Origin of the sequence: Streptomyces sp. NPDC053367 (assembly GCF_044545925.1) — a bacterium.
Lineage (GTDB): Bacteria > Actinomycetota > Actinomycetes > Streptomycetales > Streptomycetaceae > Streptomyces.
In genome coordinates, this window is sequence record NZ_JBITYN010000003.1 from 596,637 (window position 1) to 612,669 (window position 16,033).

Here is a 16,033-nt window from a genome sequence, read left to right on the forward strand (position 1 = left end):
CGAAAGTGATGCGGGTGGACGCGAAAGACATGGGTGCCGACCTCAAGCAGGTGCTCATCACCAAGGAAGAGATCGACGCGAAGCTGGCCGAGCTGGCCGCGAAGATCGACGCGGAGTACGCGGGCAAGGACCTGCTCATCGTCGGCGTCCTCAAGGGCGCGGTGATGGTCATGGCCGACCTCGCCCGGGCGCTGTCCACCCCCGTCACCATGGACTGGATGGCCGTGTCGTCGTACGGCGCCGGCACCCAGTCCTCCGGCGTGGTGCGGATCCTCAAGGACCTGGACACGGACATCAAGGGCAAGCACGTCCTGATCGTCGAGGACATCATCGACTCCGGACTGACCCTGTCCTGGCTGCTGTCCAACCTCGGCTCGCGCGAGCCCGAGTCGCTGAAGGTGTGCACCCTGCTGCGCAAGCCCGACGCGGCCAAGGTCGCCATCGACGTCGAGTGGGTCGGCTTCGACATCCCCAACGAGTTCGTCGTCGGCTACGGCCTCGACTACGCCGAGAAGTACCGCAACCTGCCGTTCGTCGGTACGCTCGCGCCCCACGTCTACGGCGGCTGACCCGAAGGGCGCAGCCTCGTACGAAGATCGGGAACCCCGGCGGGGCCTGCGCCGTTGGAGCATCCAGACGGCTCTCGCCAGTCGTTCGCCAGTCGTCCGTGCGGCTTCGGGCGACAATGCTGGGGTACCGTCAGAAGAACTGTCTTATCAAACTCACTATGGCAGGAGGGACGGGGCGGCACCGCTCCGTATGGATGGACGTGAAGCGATACTTCCGTGGGCCGGTCATGTGGATCGTGCTGGCCGTCCTTGCCGTGGTCGTGTTGATGCAGGTCGTCGGCTCGTCCGGTGGCTACAAGACGGTGGACACCGGCCAGGTCGTCCAGGCGATCAATGAGAACAAGGTCGAATCGGCCAAGCTGACCACAGGCGACGAACAGACCATCAAGGTCGAGCTGAAGGAAGGCCAGAAGGTCGAGGGCAGCTCGAAGATCCAGGCGAGCTACATCGGCGACCAGGGCGTGACCATCGCCGGCACGCTGCAGCAGAAGTTCCAGGACAAGCAGATCCCGGACGGCTACACCGTCTCGCCGTCCAAGCAGAACCCCATCGTGGGCATCCTGCTCTCCCTGCTCCCCTTCGTCCTGATCGTCGTCGTGTTCCTGTTCCTGATGAATCAGATGCAGGGCGGCGGCTCGCGAGTGATGAACTTCGGCAAGTCCAAGGCCAAGCTCATCACCAAGGACACCCCCAAGACGACGTTCGCCGACGTCGCCGGCTCCGACGAGGCCGTCGAGGAGCTCCAGGAGATCAAGGAGTTCCTCCAGGAGCCCGCCAAGTTCCAGGCCGTCGGCGCCAAGATCCCCAAGGGCGTGCTGCTCTACGGCCCGCCCGGCACCGGCAAGACCCTGCTCGCGCGCGCCGTCGCCGGCGAGGCGGGCGTGCCGTTCTACTCGATCTCCGGTTCCGACTTCGTCGAGATGTTCGTCGGTGTCGGTGCCTCCCGGGTCCGTGACCTGTTCGAGCAGGCCAAGGCGAACGCCCCGGCGATCGTCTTCGTCGACGAGATCGACGCGGTCGGCCGCCACCGCGGCGCCGGCCTCGGCGGCGGTCACGACGAGCGCGAGCAGACCCTGAACCAGCTGCTCGTCGAGATGGACGGCTTCGACGTCAAGGGCGGCGTGATCCTCATCGCCGCGACGAACCGCCCCGACATCCTCGACCCGGCCCTCCTGCGCCCCGGCCGCTTCGACCGCCAGATCGCGGTCGACCGCCCGGACATGCAGGGACGTCTGGAGATCCTCAAGGTCCACCAGAAGGGCAAGCCGGTCGCGCCGGACGTCGACCTTGCCGCCGTCGCCCGCCGCACCCCCGGCTTCACGGGTGCCGATCTGTCCAACGTCCTGAACGAGGCCGCGCTGCTCACGGCCCGCTCGGACAAGAAGCTGATCGACAACCACATGCTGGACGAGGCGATCGACCGCGTGGTCGCGGGCCCGCAGAAGCGGACCCGGATCATGTCGGACAAGGAGAAGAAGATCACCGCGTACCACGAGGGCGGCCACGCCCTGGTCGCGGCGGCCTCGCCGAACTCCGACCCGGTCCACAAGATCACGATCCTCAGCCGCGGTCGCGCGCTGGGCTACACGATGGTCCTGCCGGACGAGGACAAGTACTCCACGACCCGCAACGAGATGCTGGACCAGCTGGCCTACATGCTGGGCGGCCGCGCGGCCGAGGAGCTCGTCTTCCACGACCCGACCACGGGCGCGGCGAACGACATCGAGAAGGCCACCGCCACGGCCCGCGCGATGGTCACCCAGTACGGCATGACCGAGCGTCTCGGCGCCATCAAGTTCGGCGGCGACAACACCGAGCCGTTCCTCGGCCGTGAGATGGCCCACCAGCGCGACTACTCGGAAGAGGTCGCCGCCCTGGTGGACGAGGAAGTCAAGAAGCTCATCGAGAACGCGCACAACGAGGCCTGGGAGATCCTGGTCGAGAACCGCGACGTCCTCGACAACCTCGTCCTGCAGCTGCTGGAGAAGGAGACCCTCGGCAAGGAGGAGATCGCCGAGATCTTCGCCCCGATCGTCAAGCGCCCGCCCCGGCCCGCCTGGACCGGTTCCTCCCGCCGTACGCCGTCCACCCGCCCGCCGGTGCTCTCCCCCAAGGAGCTCGCACTGACCAACGGTGCCAACGGCTCGACCGCGGCGATCAGCACCGCCAAGTCCACGACGACCGACTCCGCCCCGGCGGTCGAGCCGGTCACCGAGGACCGCCCCGAGAGCTGACCCACCGGCCCCGGTGACCTCACCGGGCCCGGAATGGATGCCGCGCCCCCCTGGTTCTAGCCTGGGGGGCGCGGCATTTCGCATGCCCGCACGTAAGACGCGTGATCCCTACGCGACATGCACAGGAACGAGGCACCAGATGACCGACCCCGTGACGCTGGACGGCGAAGGCCCCATCGGCGAGTTCGACGAGAAGCGCGCCGAGAACGCCGTACGCGAACTGCTGATCGCGGTCGGCGAGGACCCGGACCGCGAGGGGCTGAAGGAGACGCCGGGGCGGGTGGCTCGCGCCTACAAGGAGATATTCGCGGGGCTGTGGCAGAAGCCCGAGGACGTGCTCACGACGACGTTCGACCTCGGCCACGACGAGATGGTGCTCGTGAAGGACATCGAGGTGTACTCGACCTGTGAGCACCATCTGGTGCCGTTCAGGGGCGTCGCTCACGTCGGCTACATCCCGGCCACTTCCGGGAAGATCACCGGCCTGTCCAAGCTGGCCCGGCTCGTGGACGTCTACGCCCGTCGGCCGCAGGTGCAGGAACGACTCACCACGCAGATCGCGGACTCCCTCATGGAGATCCTGGAACCGCGCGGGGTGATCGTCGTCATCGAGTGCGAGCACATGTGCATGTCGATGCGGGGCATCCGCAAGCCCGGCGCCAAGACCCTCACCTCTGCCGTGCGCGGCCAGCTGCGGGACGCGGCGACGCGCAACGAGGCGATGAGCCTGATCATGGCCCGCTGACGTCGCGCCCAGCGTGACGGCCGCTGGGGCGGCGGGACGGGGCTACGCCGCCGGCGCCGCGCCCGTGCCGTTGTGTTCGTCGTCCTCCGGGAGCTTGCAGACGCGTTCCAGGAAGATGGCCGCCGCTATGACGCCGATGCCCGTGAGGACGGAGAAGCCGGCGTAGATGGCCTGGTCGCGACGGGCGGGGATGTCGAGGTACTCCAGCAGGAAGACGCCGGTGCCGCCGTACATGCCGGCGACGAGGGCGGCGACCAGGGCGCTGGCCTGGCCGAAGACGACGGCGCGGGCGGCCATGAGCGGGTCGACGCCCTTGGCGCCGGGGCGGCGCTCGCGCTGGGCCTTGAGGCGGGCGCGCAGCGAGAGGGCCGTGGCCAGCAGGATCGCGGCGATCACGGCCAGCACGATGGGGGCGGCCAGGGGGACGCTGGGGAGGGTTCCGACCGAGTTCCACAGGCGGGCGCCCGCCCAGGACAGGATCCCGGCGATGACGAACACACCCGCCAGCACCCTGATGCGCAGCTCTCTCACGGTGTCCCTTCAGCTCCCCCCGGACGTGCCTGGTCGTGTTGACCTTAACGACTACTCGGGCAGCCGGAGTTCCAGGTCCTTGCGCGGCGCGACGCCCTCGACGGTGACCGTGTCCAGCAGCTCGGCGACGGAGCCCCGGCCGGGCAGCCGGGCGCCGGGCTCCACGTCGTGCCAGGGGGCGAGGACGAAGGCACGCTCGTGGGCGCGCGGGTGGGGCAGGGTGAGCTTGGGGTCCTCGGAGACGACGTCGGCGTAGGCGACGATGTCGACGTCCAGGGTGCGGGCGCCCCAGCGCTCCTCGCGCACCCGGTGGAAGGCCTCCTCGACCGCGTGTGCCCGCTCCAGCAGGGAGGACGGCGGCAGGGTGGTCTTGAGGATCACGACGGCGTTGAAGTACGAGGGCTGGCTGCCGGGCTCCACGCCCCACGGCTCGGTCTCGTAGACGGGGGAGACGGCCTTGACGCGGACGCCCGGGGTGTCCTCCAGGGCGTCGATGGCGCCCTGGAGGGTCTCCAGGCGGTTGCCCAGGTTGGAGCCGAGGGAGAGCACGGCGCGCCGCGGGTTGTGCAGGGTGGTGTCGGCGGCGTCGACCTTCTCGACGACGGAGGCGGGCACCGGCTGTACGGTCGGGTCGCTGGGACCCTCGGTGAACGATGCGGTCATACTCGGCTCCGGGTGATCGTGATGGTCACGTCGTCGAAGGGGACCGTGATCGGCGCGTCCGGTTTGTGGACGCATACCTCGACCTCCTGGACCCCCTCGTGCTTCAGACAGGCCTGGGCGATGCGCTCGGCGAGGGTCTCGATGAGGTTGACGGGCTCGCCCTGGACGACGGCCACGACCTCCTCGGCCACGATGCCGTAGTGCACGGTCTTCGCCAGGTCGTCGTCGGCCGCGGCCGGTCGGGTGTCCAGGCCCAGGACGAGGTCCACGATGAAGGTCTGGCCCTCTTCGCGTTCCTTGGGGAACACACCGTGGTGCCCGCGGGCCTTCAGGCCGCGCAGCGCGACACGATCCACGCGAATCACTCCTGCAATCGTCGGTGACGGCCGGTCCCTACCGCGTGCGGGCGGTACACCGGCCTCGAACGAATCTACCTGCGGGCACTGACAGCGCCGGGCCACGGGGCGTGGCTCCGGGCCGGGGCCAGGGGGGTCGGCGGGTGTTCTCCCTGGGGAACCCGGTGCCTCGCAGGTCGGTAGCCGCCCCTACCCAGAGGGCCGTGATTCCAACCACTTCTTGGTCCTTGTGGGGGTGTGCCGCCTGCCGTGGCCGCGCTGCCTGCCGTCCGTCCACCCGCCTCAGGCCGGGGTGTCCTCGTCGTCGTCCTCGTCGTTCTCGGCCAGGACCGGGGAGGCGTGGTGGGACCACATCTTCCAGCCGTCCGGGGTGCGCCGGAACACGTTCGTGGCGACCACGAGCTGGCCGACCAGCGGGCCCAGCTCACCGCCGCCCTCGGGGGCGGGGCCGCCGCTGAGGATGTTCTCGGTGCAGGTGACCACTGCGGTGTCGCCGGTGACGGAGACATGGACGTCGGTGAGGAAGAACTGGATGTAGTCGGTGTTCGCCATGATCAGCGCGTACGACCTGAGCACCTCGCCGCGGCCGGTGAGGACGGGCCAGCCGGGGTGCACACAGGAGACCACCCCGGTGTCGGCGGGGTCGTGGTACTCCTCGTCGACGCCCAGGTCGGACGGGGTGAGCCAGTGCGAGGAGAGTTCCTCGAAGTCGCCGCGCTCCAAGGCCTCGTAGAAGGCGGTGTTGGCGGCTTCGACCTGTTCGACGTCGGTGTGAGGGGCGCTCACCGGGCTCCTTCGTGAGGCTGCGCGCCGGGCGCGCGGTCGGGTGTGTGCGCCGGGCGGCTCGCGCTCGCGCCCGACGTGAAGTCGTCCCCGGGAGCCCGGCGTCCGGCGGCGGCGCCCGGTGCGGGGTCGTTCAGGGGCGCCATGCGCCTCACGATCGCTCCGGCGCGGGGGCGTCGCGGGCGGGGCGCTCGGTGTGCGCGCCGGGCGTGCAGGGGGTGGTGCGCGCTCCTTCCACGGCGCGTGCGACCCGTACGGCGTCCGCCGTGGCGCGCACCTCGTGGACGCGTACCGCCCAGGCGCCGGAGTGCGCGGCGAGGGCGGAGACGGCGGCCGTGGCGGCGTCTCGCTCCCGGGCGGGAGGCGGGGCGCCCTCGGGGCCGGCGAGGACGCGGCCGAGGAAGCGTTTCCTGGAGGCGGCGACCAGCAGCGGGTGGCCGAGGTCGCGCAGGCGGTCGAGGTGGGCGAGGAGGGCGAGGTCGTGCTCGGCCTCCTTGGAGAAGCCGAGCCCGGGGTCGACGACGACGCGGTCGGGGCTGATGCCGCCGTCGAGGACGGCCTGCACACGCGCGTGGAGCTCGTCGACGACCTCGGCGACGACGTCGGCGTAGCGGCCCTTGACGTTGCCGCCTTCCAGGAATCCGCGCCAGTGCATGACCACGAAGGGCGCGCCCGCGTCGGCCACGGCCGGGATCATGGCGGGGTCGGCGAGCCCGCCGCTGACGTCGTTGACGAGGGCGGCTCCGGCGGCCAGGGACCGGGCGGCGACGGAGGCGCGCATGGTGTCGACGGAGACGACGACTCCCTCGGAGGCGAGGCCGCGGACGACAGGGATGACGCGGCGCAGTTCCTCCTCCTCGTCGACCCGGGTGGCGCCGGGGCGGGTGGACTCGCCGCCGACGTCGACCAGGTCGGCGCCCTGGGCGACGAGGTCCAGGCCGTGCTTGATGGCGGCGGTGGTGTCGAACCAGCGGCCGCCGTCGGAGAAGGAGTCGGGGGTCACGTTGACGACCCCCATGACCGCGCAGCGGTCCCATTCCGGGAGGCCCGTGACGCGCCCGCGTCCGCTCTGCTTGCTCATATGTTCAGCGTAGGCCCCGCGGGGGCCGGGCACGGCGTGCGGCCCGGGCACGGCCCCCGGGAGCGGAGGGGGCGGGGTCCGTGCCCGGGCCTGTCCCGGGTCAGGCCGCGCGAAGCCGGTGCTCAGGCAGGGCGCGGGGCCGCGAGGGGGGTGTGGGGTGGTGCGGGGCGCGCGGGTCGGGGCGCAGAGCTCTCTGCGCCGGGAGTCTGCCGCGGGCGCGGCCCGAGCGGAGGACGGTGAACTTGCGAGGCACGCGCGTGCTGTCGAGGCGGGTCGCGGCGCGGAGGCCGGCGGCGCCGGGGAGTTCCCCGGCGCCGGCGTCGGCCGAGCCGTCGCGCCGCCCCAGGTCCGGGCAGGCGCCGGGCGTGTCGTCGGCGAGGAGTGCGGTGGCGTTCAGGCAGCCGCCGCCGGCCGGGGCGCCGGCCCCGCCCAGAGGCGTGGGGAGGCCGCGCTCTCCGTCCGCCCCGCGGCCGGTGCCGCTGCCCGTGCCGCGCCGGCCGTCGGCGGCGTGAGAGAGGCGTTTCACGGTGCCGTGGACACGTGTTCCTCGGCTCACGTGACCGGCGCGCTCCAGCGCGGCGTCACCCGCGTTGCCGACCAGTCCTGCCCGGCTCTCGTGACCGGCGCGCTCCAGGGCGGCGTCACCCGTGTCGCCGGCCAGTCCTGCCCGGCTCTCGTGACCGGCGCGCTCCAGCGCGGCGTCACCCGTGTCGCCGGCCAGTCCTGCCCGGCTCTCGTGACCGGCGCGCTCCAGCGCGGCGTCACCCGCGTTGCCGACCAGTCCTGCCCGGCTCTCGTGACCGGCGCGCTCCAACTGGTGTCACCGAGGCCGTGGACACGTCGTACCAGGCTCGCGTAACCGGCGCGCTCGACGCGCTCGTCCATCTGACGCGCGTTGTGCGTCGGGCGGCCGGCCAGGGAGAAATCCGCGGTGTCCACCACCCCGTCGCCCGGTCCGAGGGCGTCCAGGCCCGTCTCGCGGGTCCACACCTGCCCGCCGGTCTCCGAGCAACCCGTGACGGCGGGGGTCCAGGAGTGGGCGCGGGCCTCGTCCATGAAGCGCTCGATGGCGCCGGGCCAGGCCTCGACGTCACCGATGGGGTCGCCGCTTGCGAGCATCACTCCGGAGACGACGCGATACGTGACGGCGGCCTTGCCGCTGGGGGAGAACACGACGGCCCTGTCACGGCCCAGGGCGAAGTCGCCGGGGGAGCAGGGGCCGCCGTGCCGCTCCAGCAGGGCGCGCAGCCGGGTCTCGTCCTCGGGGGTGGGGCGGGCGGCGGGGGGTTCGGGGCGCAGGGCGAGGTGGAGGGTGGTGACGGCGGTGAGCAGGCCGAGGGCGCCGAGGGAGAGGGAGACCGTCCAGGAGGTCGTGCCGCGGTAGTCGACGGGGCCCTGGTGGCCGAACAGGCCGTACAGGACGTGGGTGAGGCGGTCGGCGAGGCTGGGGTTGCCGACCGTCCGGCCGGGGTGGGCGCTGACCACGACCAGCCCGATGACGACCGAGAAGGCGCCCATGAGCACGAAGTTGGCGAGGGCGTGCCGGCGTCCGCGCGGATCGCTCGGCGCGGCGAAGCGGTCGCGGTGGCGCAGCAGCAGCCACAGCAGCGCCAGCGGGACGACCACGCCCAGGACGGAACCGCGGTAGGTGAACTGGGCGACGGCCCCGACGGGCAGCAGCAGCGCGGCCGCCCACCAGGCCCGCCGCCTGCCCTGCCGCAGGCCGTGTGCGAGCAGGAGCAGCAGCACACCGGTGCTCAGCGAGAGCGCGGCGGCGAACGGGCCGAACGTACGCGGGAGGACGTCGGGCAGGACTCCGGCGAGGGTGTGCGTACGGCCGTGGTGGAAACGCGGGAAGACGCCGGCGGCGATGTCGAGCACGCCCACCAGCGCGCCCGCGCGGGCGACGAGGACGGGCACGGACCTCGGCCGTGGGCCGCGCGGCGGTTGCCCCGCGCGGCCGGGCGGGGCGGGAGCCCTGCCCGTCGTGTCGTGTACTTCCCTGGCAGACATCGCTTCCCGTGGTTCCGCGAGAGGGCTCGGTGCCGGTGCCGATTCGGGCATCCGGCGACATTGCGCCCTCTAGGACGGTGAGTTCGGGAGGGAGGTTCACTCGGCGCGCGCACCCGCCCGGGCGCCGTGAACGCCTGATGCCCTGTGAAGGCTCTGGAGTGCCGGTGTTTTTGTGACCCAGGGCACCACGATTCCCCTACGCGCGGTAAGTTTCTGGCCATGCCACGTGGACGTCACCGCCATTCCCCGCCTCTGCACAGGCTGCTGCCGCCGTCGGCGATCGCAGGCGTCTCCGTCGTCTGCGCGCTCGGCCCTTGGGTGTTCACGGAAGCGGCGCTGCTGCGCTCTCTCGCCGCGGTGGCCGCGGTCACCGCGGTCACCGGCGCGGTCGTCATGCGCCGCTGGGACACGCAGGCGGGCAAGCAGGTCGCCGACCTCACGCGCGCGCGTGCGAGCGACGAGTGGCGATACGAGGAGCGGGTCGCCGAACTGGAGTCCGACCTCGACGAGTCGCGCGAGCTGCGCGGCAAGCTGGAGCAGCGGCTGCGGGCCAAGCGCGCCGAACTGGCGAAGCTGCGCAACGAACACGCGTCCCTGCTGCGCCGCTACGCCACCGCGGAGACCGAGCGGGCCAGCGCGCTGGAGGGCCGCCGTCTGCTGGAGATCGAGGCCGGCACACCCGCGCGTGCGGCGCTGCCGCCCGTACCGGCGCCGCGCCCCGCCGAGGTGGAGTCGGCCCCGCAGGAGCCCGAGGCGGACCACGCGCGTGCGGAGGAGCCCAAGAGGCCCGCGGTGTTCTCGCCGGAGGGCTCCCAGCTGTTCCTGCGGGCGAACGCCGCCCTGAGCCGCTTCGCCGCCGACGGCAAGGGCGCCGGCGGCACCGAGGCGGCCGCGAAGACCGCCGCCCCCGAGGCGAACGGCGACACCGACGGCCCCGCCGCCCCGGAGGCCGCGCCGGAGGACGAGGCGCGGGGGAAGGCCGGGGCGGCCGCCGGACACGAGCGCGCGGCCGCCACCCCGAACGCCCCCGAGGACCAGGCCCCGGACCCCGCGCGGGACCGCGCGCCCGGCGCCGACGAGGCCGTACGCACCTCCGCGCACGACGCCCGGACCCCCGCGGCCCAGGACACCCGGGCGGTCGCCGACCAGGGCGGACAGACCCCCGCGGCGCAGTCCGGCGAGGCCGCCGCCGCGCCCGTGCCGCCGCCCGGCGGGCACTTCGCCGTGCCGACCGCGGTGGCCGTCGTACCGCCCGCTCCCGCGCGGCGTCCGTCGGTCGAGGGCGGGTTCGACTTCTTCGGCACCAAGTCGCCCGAGGCCGCGGCGCTGGAGGCGGTGCAGAACGAGGACCTCGCCGACGTCGTCGGCCAGGAGGCGCTCGATCTGCACAAGGCCGAGTCCGAGGCGCGGTTCCGCCCGGCCGGTGCGCAGACCCGGGGCGTCGGCCAGGTGATCGACCTGACCGCGCACGACGAGACCGAGCAGATCGACGTCCAGGGGCTGCGCAGCGCGGCTTCCTGACACGCGGTCACCGACGTCCGGGGGGCGGCACGCGCACGCGTGCCGCCCTCTCGGCGTCTACGGCGTCATCCACCGGTCGGGCAGGGCGTCCCGGCGTCCGGTGCGGGACCGCTCCGCCTGGTCGCGCAGCAGCCGCTCCGCCTCCTCGGCGTCCCGCAGACGGGCCGTGACGCTCTTGTCGGCGCCGGTGTCCACGTGGACGTCGGCGAGCCGCCACAGGCGCTGCCAGGGCCCCTGGGTGAGCCGTACGCTCTGCACCTTGGCGTGCGGGACGAGGGCGAGGCGGCGGCGCAGCAGCCCGTGCCGCGCGGCGAACACCGCGTCGGTGACCGCGAGCCCCTGCCCGCGCCACCACAACGGCAGGCACCGGCCCGCGCGATGCGGCGGCCGCCGCAGCGACGAACGCGGCGGTACGGTCACCCCGGGCAGCACGCGCGCGACGAGCGACTCGGCGATCTCGCGCGGCGCGACCGGCACCAGGACGGAGTCGGGCGATCCGGCCACGTCCAGCTCCACCCGCACCCAGCCCCGGGTCCGCCACAGCAGCGGCTCCACGATCCGCACGGTCTGCACCCGCCCCGGCGGCACCGTCTCATGGGCGCGGTCCAGCAGCCCGCGGTCGATGCGCAGCCCGTCCGGGGACTCGGCGACCGTCCAGTCGTAGTCGGCGACGAACCGTCCCACGCTGCTCGCGCCCGCCGCGCCCAGCAGCGGCAGCGCGGTCGCGAGGGCTGTCCACAGGCTGTGGGTGGCGATCCACAGCACCGGCGGTACGACGAGCGCGGCGGCCAGCGTGCCCCAGGTCGCGCCGGTCAGCAGCAGCGAGCCGGCGAGTACGCCGGGGGGCACGCGCAGCAGCACACGCGCCGGTGCCTCACCGGCTTCGTGCGCCGTCCCGGGCGCGAGCCCCGCGGCGCGCGCGAGCAGTTCCGCGCGCAGCGCACGCGCCTCACGCTCCCCCAGGAAGGCCAGTTCGTCCTTCTTGTCCGCTCCTATGACGTCCAGCCTGAGCTTCGCCACGCCGGCGATCCGCGCGAGCAGCGGCCGGCTGACGTCGATGGCCTGGATCCGCTCCAGCCGGATGTGCGCGGTGCGCCGGAACACCAGGCCGGTGCGGATGCGCAGTTCGCCGCCGGTCACCGCGAAGTGGGTGTACCACCAGGTCAAAAAGCCGTAGAGGGCGGCTGCCGGGACGACCAGGGCCAGCGCGACCAGCAGCGTGGTGGTCGTGAGCCGCTCCAGCTGGCGCTGCGTCTGGGCCGGGTCGTGCACGGCCCATCCGATGATCACGGCTATGGGCGCCCAGGCCCGCCGCAGCGGTGTGACGGGGTGCAGCCGACGTTCGGCGACGGCACCCTCGGCCGGTGCGCCCCCGTCGGCGTCCGGCGCGCTCACAGGCCCGCCGACCGGGCCCGGCCCAGCTCGTTCAGCCGGTCGCGCAGGCGTTCCGCCTCGGCGGGGGCGAGGCCGGGGATGGTCGCGTCGGTCGCGGCGGCCGCGGTGTGCAGCTGGACGTTGGCCAGCCCGAAGTGCCGTTCGAGGGGCCCGGAGGTGACCTCGACCAGCTGCATACGGCCGTACGGCACGACGGTGACCGCGCGCCACAGCACACCGCGGCTGATCAGCAGGTCGTCGGCGCGCTCGGCGTAGCGCCAGGAGCGCCAGTTGCGGCCGAGCAGCACCCATCCCCAGGCGGCGAGCGCCAGCGGGAGCAGGGCGAGGGCCGCCCAGCCGGGGCCGACGAGCAGGCCGAGCAGCAGGCCCGTACCGAGCGCCGCGAGTCCCAGCCACAGCACCAGCAGCGTCCGCCGCATCCGCAGCAGTCCCGGTGGCAGCCCGGTCCACAAGGGTTCGGTCTCCTGCGCCTGTGTGTCCTGCGGGCTCCCCGTCTCCATACGGCCAGCGTACGTAGGAGAGACTGTGTCCATGACTCCTCAGACGGAGACGATGGTCGGAATCGGCGGCGCCGCGGAGAGCACCGACATGGTGCTCAACATCGGGCCCCAGCACCCGTCGACGCACGGCGTGCTGCGGCTCAAGCTCGTCCTGGACGGCGAGCGCATCACGCGCGCGGAGCCGGTGATCGGCTATATGCACCGGGGCGCGGAGAAGCTGTTCGAGGCGCGCGACTACCGGCAGATCATCATGCTCGCCAACCGCCACGACTGGCTGTCGGCGTTCTCCAACGAGCTGGGCGTCGTGCTGGCGGTGGAGCGCATGCTCGGCATGGAGGTGCCCGAGCGGGCGGTGTGGACGCGCACCCTCCTCGCGGAGCTGAACCGGGTGCTGAACCACCTGATGTTCCTCGGCTCCTACCCGCTGGAGCTGGGCGGCATCACGCCGGTCTTCTACGCGTTCCGTGAGCGCGAGGTCCTCCAGAACGTGATGGAGGAGGTCTCCGGCGGGCGCATGCACTACATGTTCAACCGCGTCGGCGGCCTCAAGGAGGACCTGCCCGCGGGCTGGGCCGCACGCGCGCGTGGCGCGGTCGCCGCGGTGCGCTCGCGCATGGACGTCTTCGACGACCTGGTCCTCGGCAACGAGATCTTCCGCGGGCGCACCCGCGGCGTGGGCGAGCTGACGCCGCAGGCCGTGCACGCGTACGGCGTGAGCGGGCCCATCGGGCGCGCCTCCGGCGTCGACTTCGACCTGCGCCGGGACGAGCCGTACCTGGCGTACGGGGAGCTGCAGGACGTCTTGAAGGTGGTCACCCGGCAGGAGGGCGACTGCCTCGCCCGGTTCGAGTGCCTCCTGGAGCAGACCCACAACGCGCTGGACCTGGCCGACGCCTGTCTGGACCGGCTCGCCGAGCTGCCGCCCGGCCCGATCAACCAGCGGCTGCCCAAGGTGCTGAAGGCACCCGAGGGGCACACGTACGCGTGGACCGAGAACCCGCTCGGCATCAACGGCTACTACCTGGTCAGCAAGGGCGAGAAGACGCCGTACCGGCTGAAGCTGCGCTCGGCGTCGTACAACAACATCCAGGCGCTCACCGAGCTGCTGCCGGGCACGCTGGTCGCGGACATGGTGGCGATCCTGGGCTCGATGTTCTTCGTGGTCGGGGACATCGACAAGTAGGGCGTCCGGGGGTCAGAGCGCCCGCTCCGCGAGTGGGTTCGCCATCCCGACCGGCTGGATCAGCCAGCCGAAGTCGCCGAGGCCGCCCGGCGCGGTGAGCTCGGCGGCCTCCCCGGCGCTCGCGAGGGCGCGCACGTACTCCGCCGGGTTCGTGGACGCGAGCGTGAGCGGGGGGCGTGCGCCGGTGAGGTCAAGGGCGCGCAGGGCGGTGCGCTGGGAGACCACGCTCCCCCCGGGGAGCGCGCACGCGTCCAGCGCGACATGCGCCGTGACATCGCACGACCCGTCGGGCACGGGCGCCGTCCCACGCCCCTCCCGGAAGCCGGTGAGCGTCCCGAACGGGGGGCGTGCGCCGGCGGTGTGCGCGTAGTCGACGGCCACCGCGAGCCCCCGCTGCACACAGGAGACCGCCCCGGCCCACGCGGTGTCCCGGGGCAGCCCGATCTCGGCCCGCATCCCCTCCTCACCCGGCAGCGGCCACCAGCGCGCCAGCCACTCGGCTTCAGCGCCCGAGACCGGCCCGCCGAGCCGCTCGGTCCCGTCCTCCCGTACGAGCACCAGCCGGGGCACGCCGTCGGCGTCCACCTCGGCGACGTCGACGGGGACGTTGTCCAGCCACTCGTTGGCGAACAGCAGCCCGGTGACGGCCCGCGGCGGCTCGGTGAGCCACTCGATCCGGGGATCAAGACCGTCCGGGCGCCCGGCGATCTCGACGGCGTACACGCGCGCGCGTGCCGCCACGCCGGCGGGCAGCGCCGCTAGCACCCCGGCCGCCAGCTCGCCCCGGCCCGCGGCCATGTCGACGAAGTCCAGCCGCCCGGGGTGGCCCAGGGCCTCGTCGACCCGGCCGAGCAGCCGGGCCACGGCCCGCGCGAACAGCGGCGAGGCGTGCACCGACGTACGGAAGTGCCCGGCCGGGCCCTCCGGCCTGCGGTAGAAGCCGTCCGGCCCGTACAGGGCGTCCCGGGTGGCCGCCCGCCACCCGCGCCACTCGCCGGCCGCGCCCCGCGCCCGGCCCGTCACCGCGTCCGTCACCGCGCCCCTCACCCTGCCCTTCACTCGGCCCCTCACCTCGGTCCTTCACCTCGTCCTCCGTCGTCAGGCTATGCGCACTGGGAAGCGGGGCATCCACCTTGCGGAGTACACGGAGCGCACGCGGATCGGCCCTCCGGTTGACCCCGGCACACTTCGCGCTTCCCTACGCTGGGTTACGTGCAGCGCCTCTATGACTTCCTCCGCCGACACCCGACCGGGGTCGACTCCTTCTGGGCGATCGTCCTGTTCGGGCTCTCGGTGGCGGGCGGGTCGGTCGAGGGGAACAGCCCCGGCAACGACCAGCCCGCGTGGATCGTCGCGGTGTCGCTGCTGCTGAGCCTGGTCGTCGCGCTGCGCCGCCGTATGCCGGAGAAGATGCTGGTCCTGGCCGGTGTGGTCGGGGTCGCGCAGCTGGTGCTGAACGTGTCGACCACGGTCGCCAACTTCGCGATGCTGGTGATCGTCTACACCGTGGCCGCCACCGGCGCGACCTGGGCCCGGCGCTTCGGCCTGATCGGCGGTCTGGCCGCCGCGCCGCTGGCACAGATCCGCTGGCACGACCCGGGCACCGGTACGGCCGGCAACCTGGCCATCGCCGTGTTCCAGACGGTGCCGTTCGCCCTGGCCTGGGTGCTCGGCGACTCGCTGCGCACCCGCCGCGCCTACTTCGCGCAGCTGGAGGAGCGCGCGGCCCGCTTGGAGAAGGAGCGCGAGGCGCAGGCGAAGGTCGCGGTCGCCGCCGAACGCGCCCGCATCGCGCGCGAGCTGCACGACGTCGTCGCGCACAACGTCTCCGTGATGGTGGTGCAGGCCGACGGCGCCGCCTACGTCCTCGACGCCGCGCCCGACCAGGCCAAGAAGGCCCTGGAGACGATCTCCTCCACCGGCCGCCAGGCCCTCGCCGAGATGCGCCGCCTCCTCGGCGTGCTGCGCACCGGTGAGCACCAGGAGGCCGGGGAGTACGTGCCGCAGCCCGACGTCGAGCAGATCGAGGAGCTCGTCGAGCAGTGCCGCGGCTCCGGACTGCCCGTCGACTTCAAGGTCGAGGGCACCCCGCGCCCGCTGCCCAGCGGCGTCGAGCTCACGGCGTACCGGATCGTGCAGGAGGCGCTCACCAACACGCGCAAGCACGGCGGCCCCAACGCCGGCGCGAGCGTGCGGCTGGTCTACTTCGACGACGGTCTCGGCCTGCTGGTCGAGGACGACGGCAAGGGCGCCCCGCACGAGCTGTACGAGGAGGGCGGCGCCGACGGACAGGGCCACGGCCTGATCGGCATGCGCGAGCGCGTCGGCATGGTCGGCGGCACGCTGGACGCGGGCCCGCGCCCCGGCGGAGGATTCCGCATCAGCGCGCTGCTCCCGCTCAAACCGGCGCACTGACACCGCCGCACGCCCCCTGTTGACACCTGTAAGAACCTGTGACA

The 16,033-nt window shown here is 73.0% G+C and carries 15 protein-coding genes and 1 pseudogene; 6 read left to right on the top strand and 10 right to left on the bottom strand.

Going from position 1 to position 16,033, the window contains the following annotated elements; all coding sequences use genetic code 11:
* The first annotated feature begins 8 nt into the window (after positions 1–8).
* The 3 genes from hpt (at position 9) to folE (ending at position 3,548) form a co-directional block, all read left to right on the top strand.
* A complete protein-coding gene (gene hpt, locus ACIGXJ_RS12355) occupies positions 9–569 on the top strand; it encodes a hypoxanthine phosphoribosyltransferase (RefSeq protein WP_067028163.1) in 561 nt (186 codons plus the stop codon).
* Between the two features lie 194 nt (positions 570–763).
* On the top strand, positions 764–2,803 hold the full coding sequence (gene ftsH / locus ACIGXJ_RS12360) for an ATP-dependent zinc metalloprotease FtsH (RefSeq protein ID WP_399643716.1): 2,040 nt from the start codon (positions 764–766) through the stop codon (positions 2,801–2,803).
* Positions 2,804–2,942: 139 nt separating this feature from the next.
* Positions 2,943–3,548 (top strand): GTP cyclohydrolase I FolE, encoded by a 606-nt coding sequence (folE, locus tag ACIGXJ_RS12365; RefSeq protein WP_399643544.1) that lies wholly within the window; start codon positions 2,943–2,945, stop codon positions 3,546–3,548.
* A 42-nt stretch (positions 3,549–3,590) separates the two neighbouring features.
* On the opposite strand, the gene ACIGXJ_RS12370 is transcribed toward folE, so the two are convergent.
* The 7 genes and pseudogenes from ACIGXJ_RS12370 to ACIGXJ_RS12400 form a co-directional block, all read right to left on the bottom strand.
* Positions 3,591–4,079, bottom strand: coding sequence for a DUF3180 domain-containing protein (locus ACIGXJ_RS12370; protein WP_399643546.1), 489 nt, complete (start codon positions 4,077–4,079; stop codon positions 3,591–3,593).
* 51 nt (positions 4,080–4,130) lie between these two features.
* Positions 4,131–4,742 carry a 2-amino-4-hydroxy-6-hydroxymethyldihydropteridine diphosphokinase gene (folK, locus tag ACIGXJ_RS12375; RefSeq protein WP_399643548.1) on the bottom strand — a complete coding sequence of 204 codons (612 nt, stop codon included), beginning with the start codon at positions 4,740–4,742 and terminating at the stop codon, positions 4,131–4,133.
* Positions 4,739–5,098: a dihydroneopterin aldolase gene (gene folB, locus ACIGXJ_RS12380; RefSeq protein ID WP_399643550.1), complete on the bottom strand. Its 360-nt coding sequence runs from the start codon at positions 5,096–5,098 to the stop codon at positions 4,739–4,741. The genes folK and folB overlap by 4 nt, the downstream gene beginning before the upstream one ends.
* A gap of 282 nt (positions 5,099–5,380) precedes the next feature.
* The gene (locus tag ACIGXJ_RS12385) at positions 5,381–5,884 is read right to left on the bottom strand and encodes a nuclear transport factor 2 family protein (protein WP_399643552.1); all 504 of its coding nucleotides are present in this window, start codon (positions 5,882–5,884) and stop codon (positions 5,381–5,383) included.
* 148 nt (positions 5,885–6,032) lie between these two features.
* Entirely contained in the window at positions 6,033–6,962 is a 930-nt protein-coding gene (folP, locus tag ACIGXJ_RS12390) for a dihydropteroate synthase (RefSeq protein ID WP_399643554.1), read from the bottom strand.
* A 100-nt stretch (positions 6,963–7,062) separates the two neighbouring features.
* A complete protein-coding gene (locus ACIGXJ_RS12395) occupies positions 7,063–7,488 on the bottom strand; it encodes a hypothetical protein (RefSeq protein ID WP_399643556.1) in 426 nt (141 codons plus the stop codon).
* Positions 7,489–7,688: 200 nt separating this feature from the next.
* A pseudogene (locus ACIGXJ_RS12400) lies at positions 7,689–8,975 on the bottom strand (phosphatidylglycerol lysyltransferase domain-containing protein); the annotation flags it as partial.
* A 219-nt stretch (positions 8,976–9,194) separates the two neighbouring features.
* On the opposite strand from ACIGXJ_RS12400, the gene ACIGXJ_RS12405 reads away from it, so the two are divergent.
* On the top strand, positions 9,195–10,496 hold the full coding sequence (locus ACIGXJ_RS12405; protein WP_399643557.1) for a hypothetical protein: 1,302 nt from the start codon (positions 9,195–9,197) through the stop codon (positions 10,494–10,496).
* Positions 10,497–10,553: 57 nt separating this feature from the next.
* Here ACIGXJ_RS12405 and ACIGXJ_RS12410 read toward each other — a convergent pair whose 3' ends face one another.
* Together ACIGXJ_RS12410 and ACIGXJ_RS12415 are read right to left on the bottom strand one after the other, a co-directional pair.
* Positions 10,554–11,891, bottom strand: coding sequence for a PH domain-containing protein (locus ACIGXJ_RS12410; protein ID WP_399643559.1), 1,338 nt, complete (start codon positions 11,889–11,891; stop codon positions 10,554–10,556).
* The gene (locus ACIGXJ_RS12415) at positions 11,888–12,391 is read right to left on the bottom strand and encodes a PH domain-containing protein (RefSeq protein ID WP_399643561.1); all 504 of its coding nucleotides are present in this window, start codon (positions 12,389–12,391) and stop codon (positions 11,888–11,890) included. Before ACIGXJ_RS12415 ends, ACIGXJ_RS12410 begins: the two co-directional genes overlap by 4 nt.
* Before the next feature lie 31 nt (positions 12,392–12,422).
* On the opposite strand from ACIGXJ_RS12415, the gene ACIGXJ_RS12420 reads away from it, so the two are divergent.
* Entirely contained in the window at positions 12,423–13,574 is a 1,152-nt protein-coding gene (locus ACIGXJ_RS12420; RefSeq protein ID WP_399643563.1) for an NADH-quinone oxidoreductase subunit D, read from the top strand.
* A 12-nt stretch (positions 13,575–13,586) separates the two neighbouring features.
* Here ACIGXJ_RS12420 and ACIGXJ_RS12425 read toward each other — a convergent pair whose 3' ends face one another.
* Positions 13,587–14,597, bottom strand: coding sequence for an SAM-dependent methyltransferase (locus ACIGXJ_RS12425; RefSeq protein WP_399643718.1), 1,011 nt, complete (start codon positions 14,595–14,597; stop codon positions 13,587–13,589).
* Positions 14,598–14,786: 189 nt separating this feature from the next.
* On the opposite strand from ACIGXJ_RS12425, the gene ACIGXJ_RS12430 reads away from it, so the two are divergent.
* The gene (locus ACIGXJ_RS12430) at positions 14,787–15,989 is read left to right on the top strand and encodes a sensor histidine kinase (protein ID WP_399643565.1); all 1,203 of its coding nucleotides are present in this window, start codon (positions 14,787–14,789) and stop codon (positions 15,987–15,989) included.
* Positions 15,990–16,033: the final 44 nt, after the last annotated feature.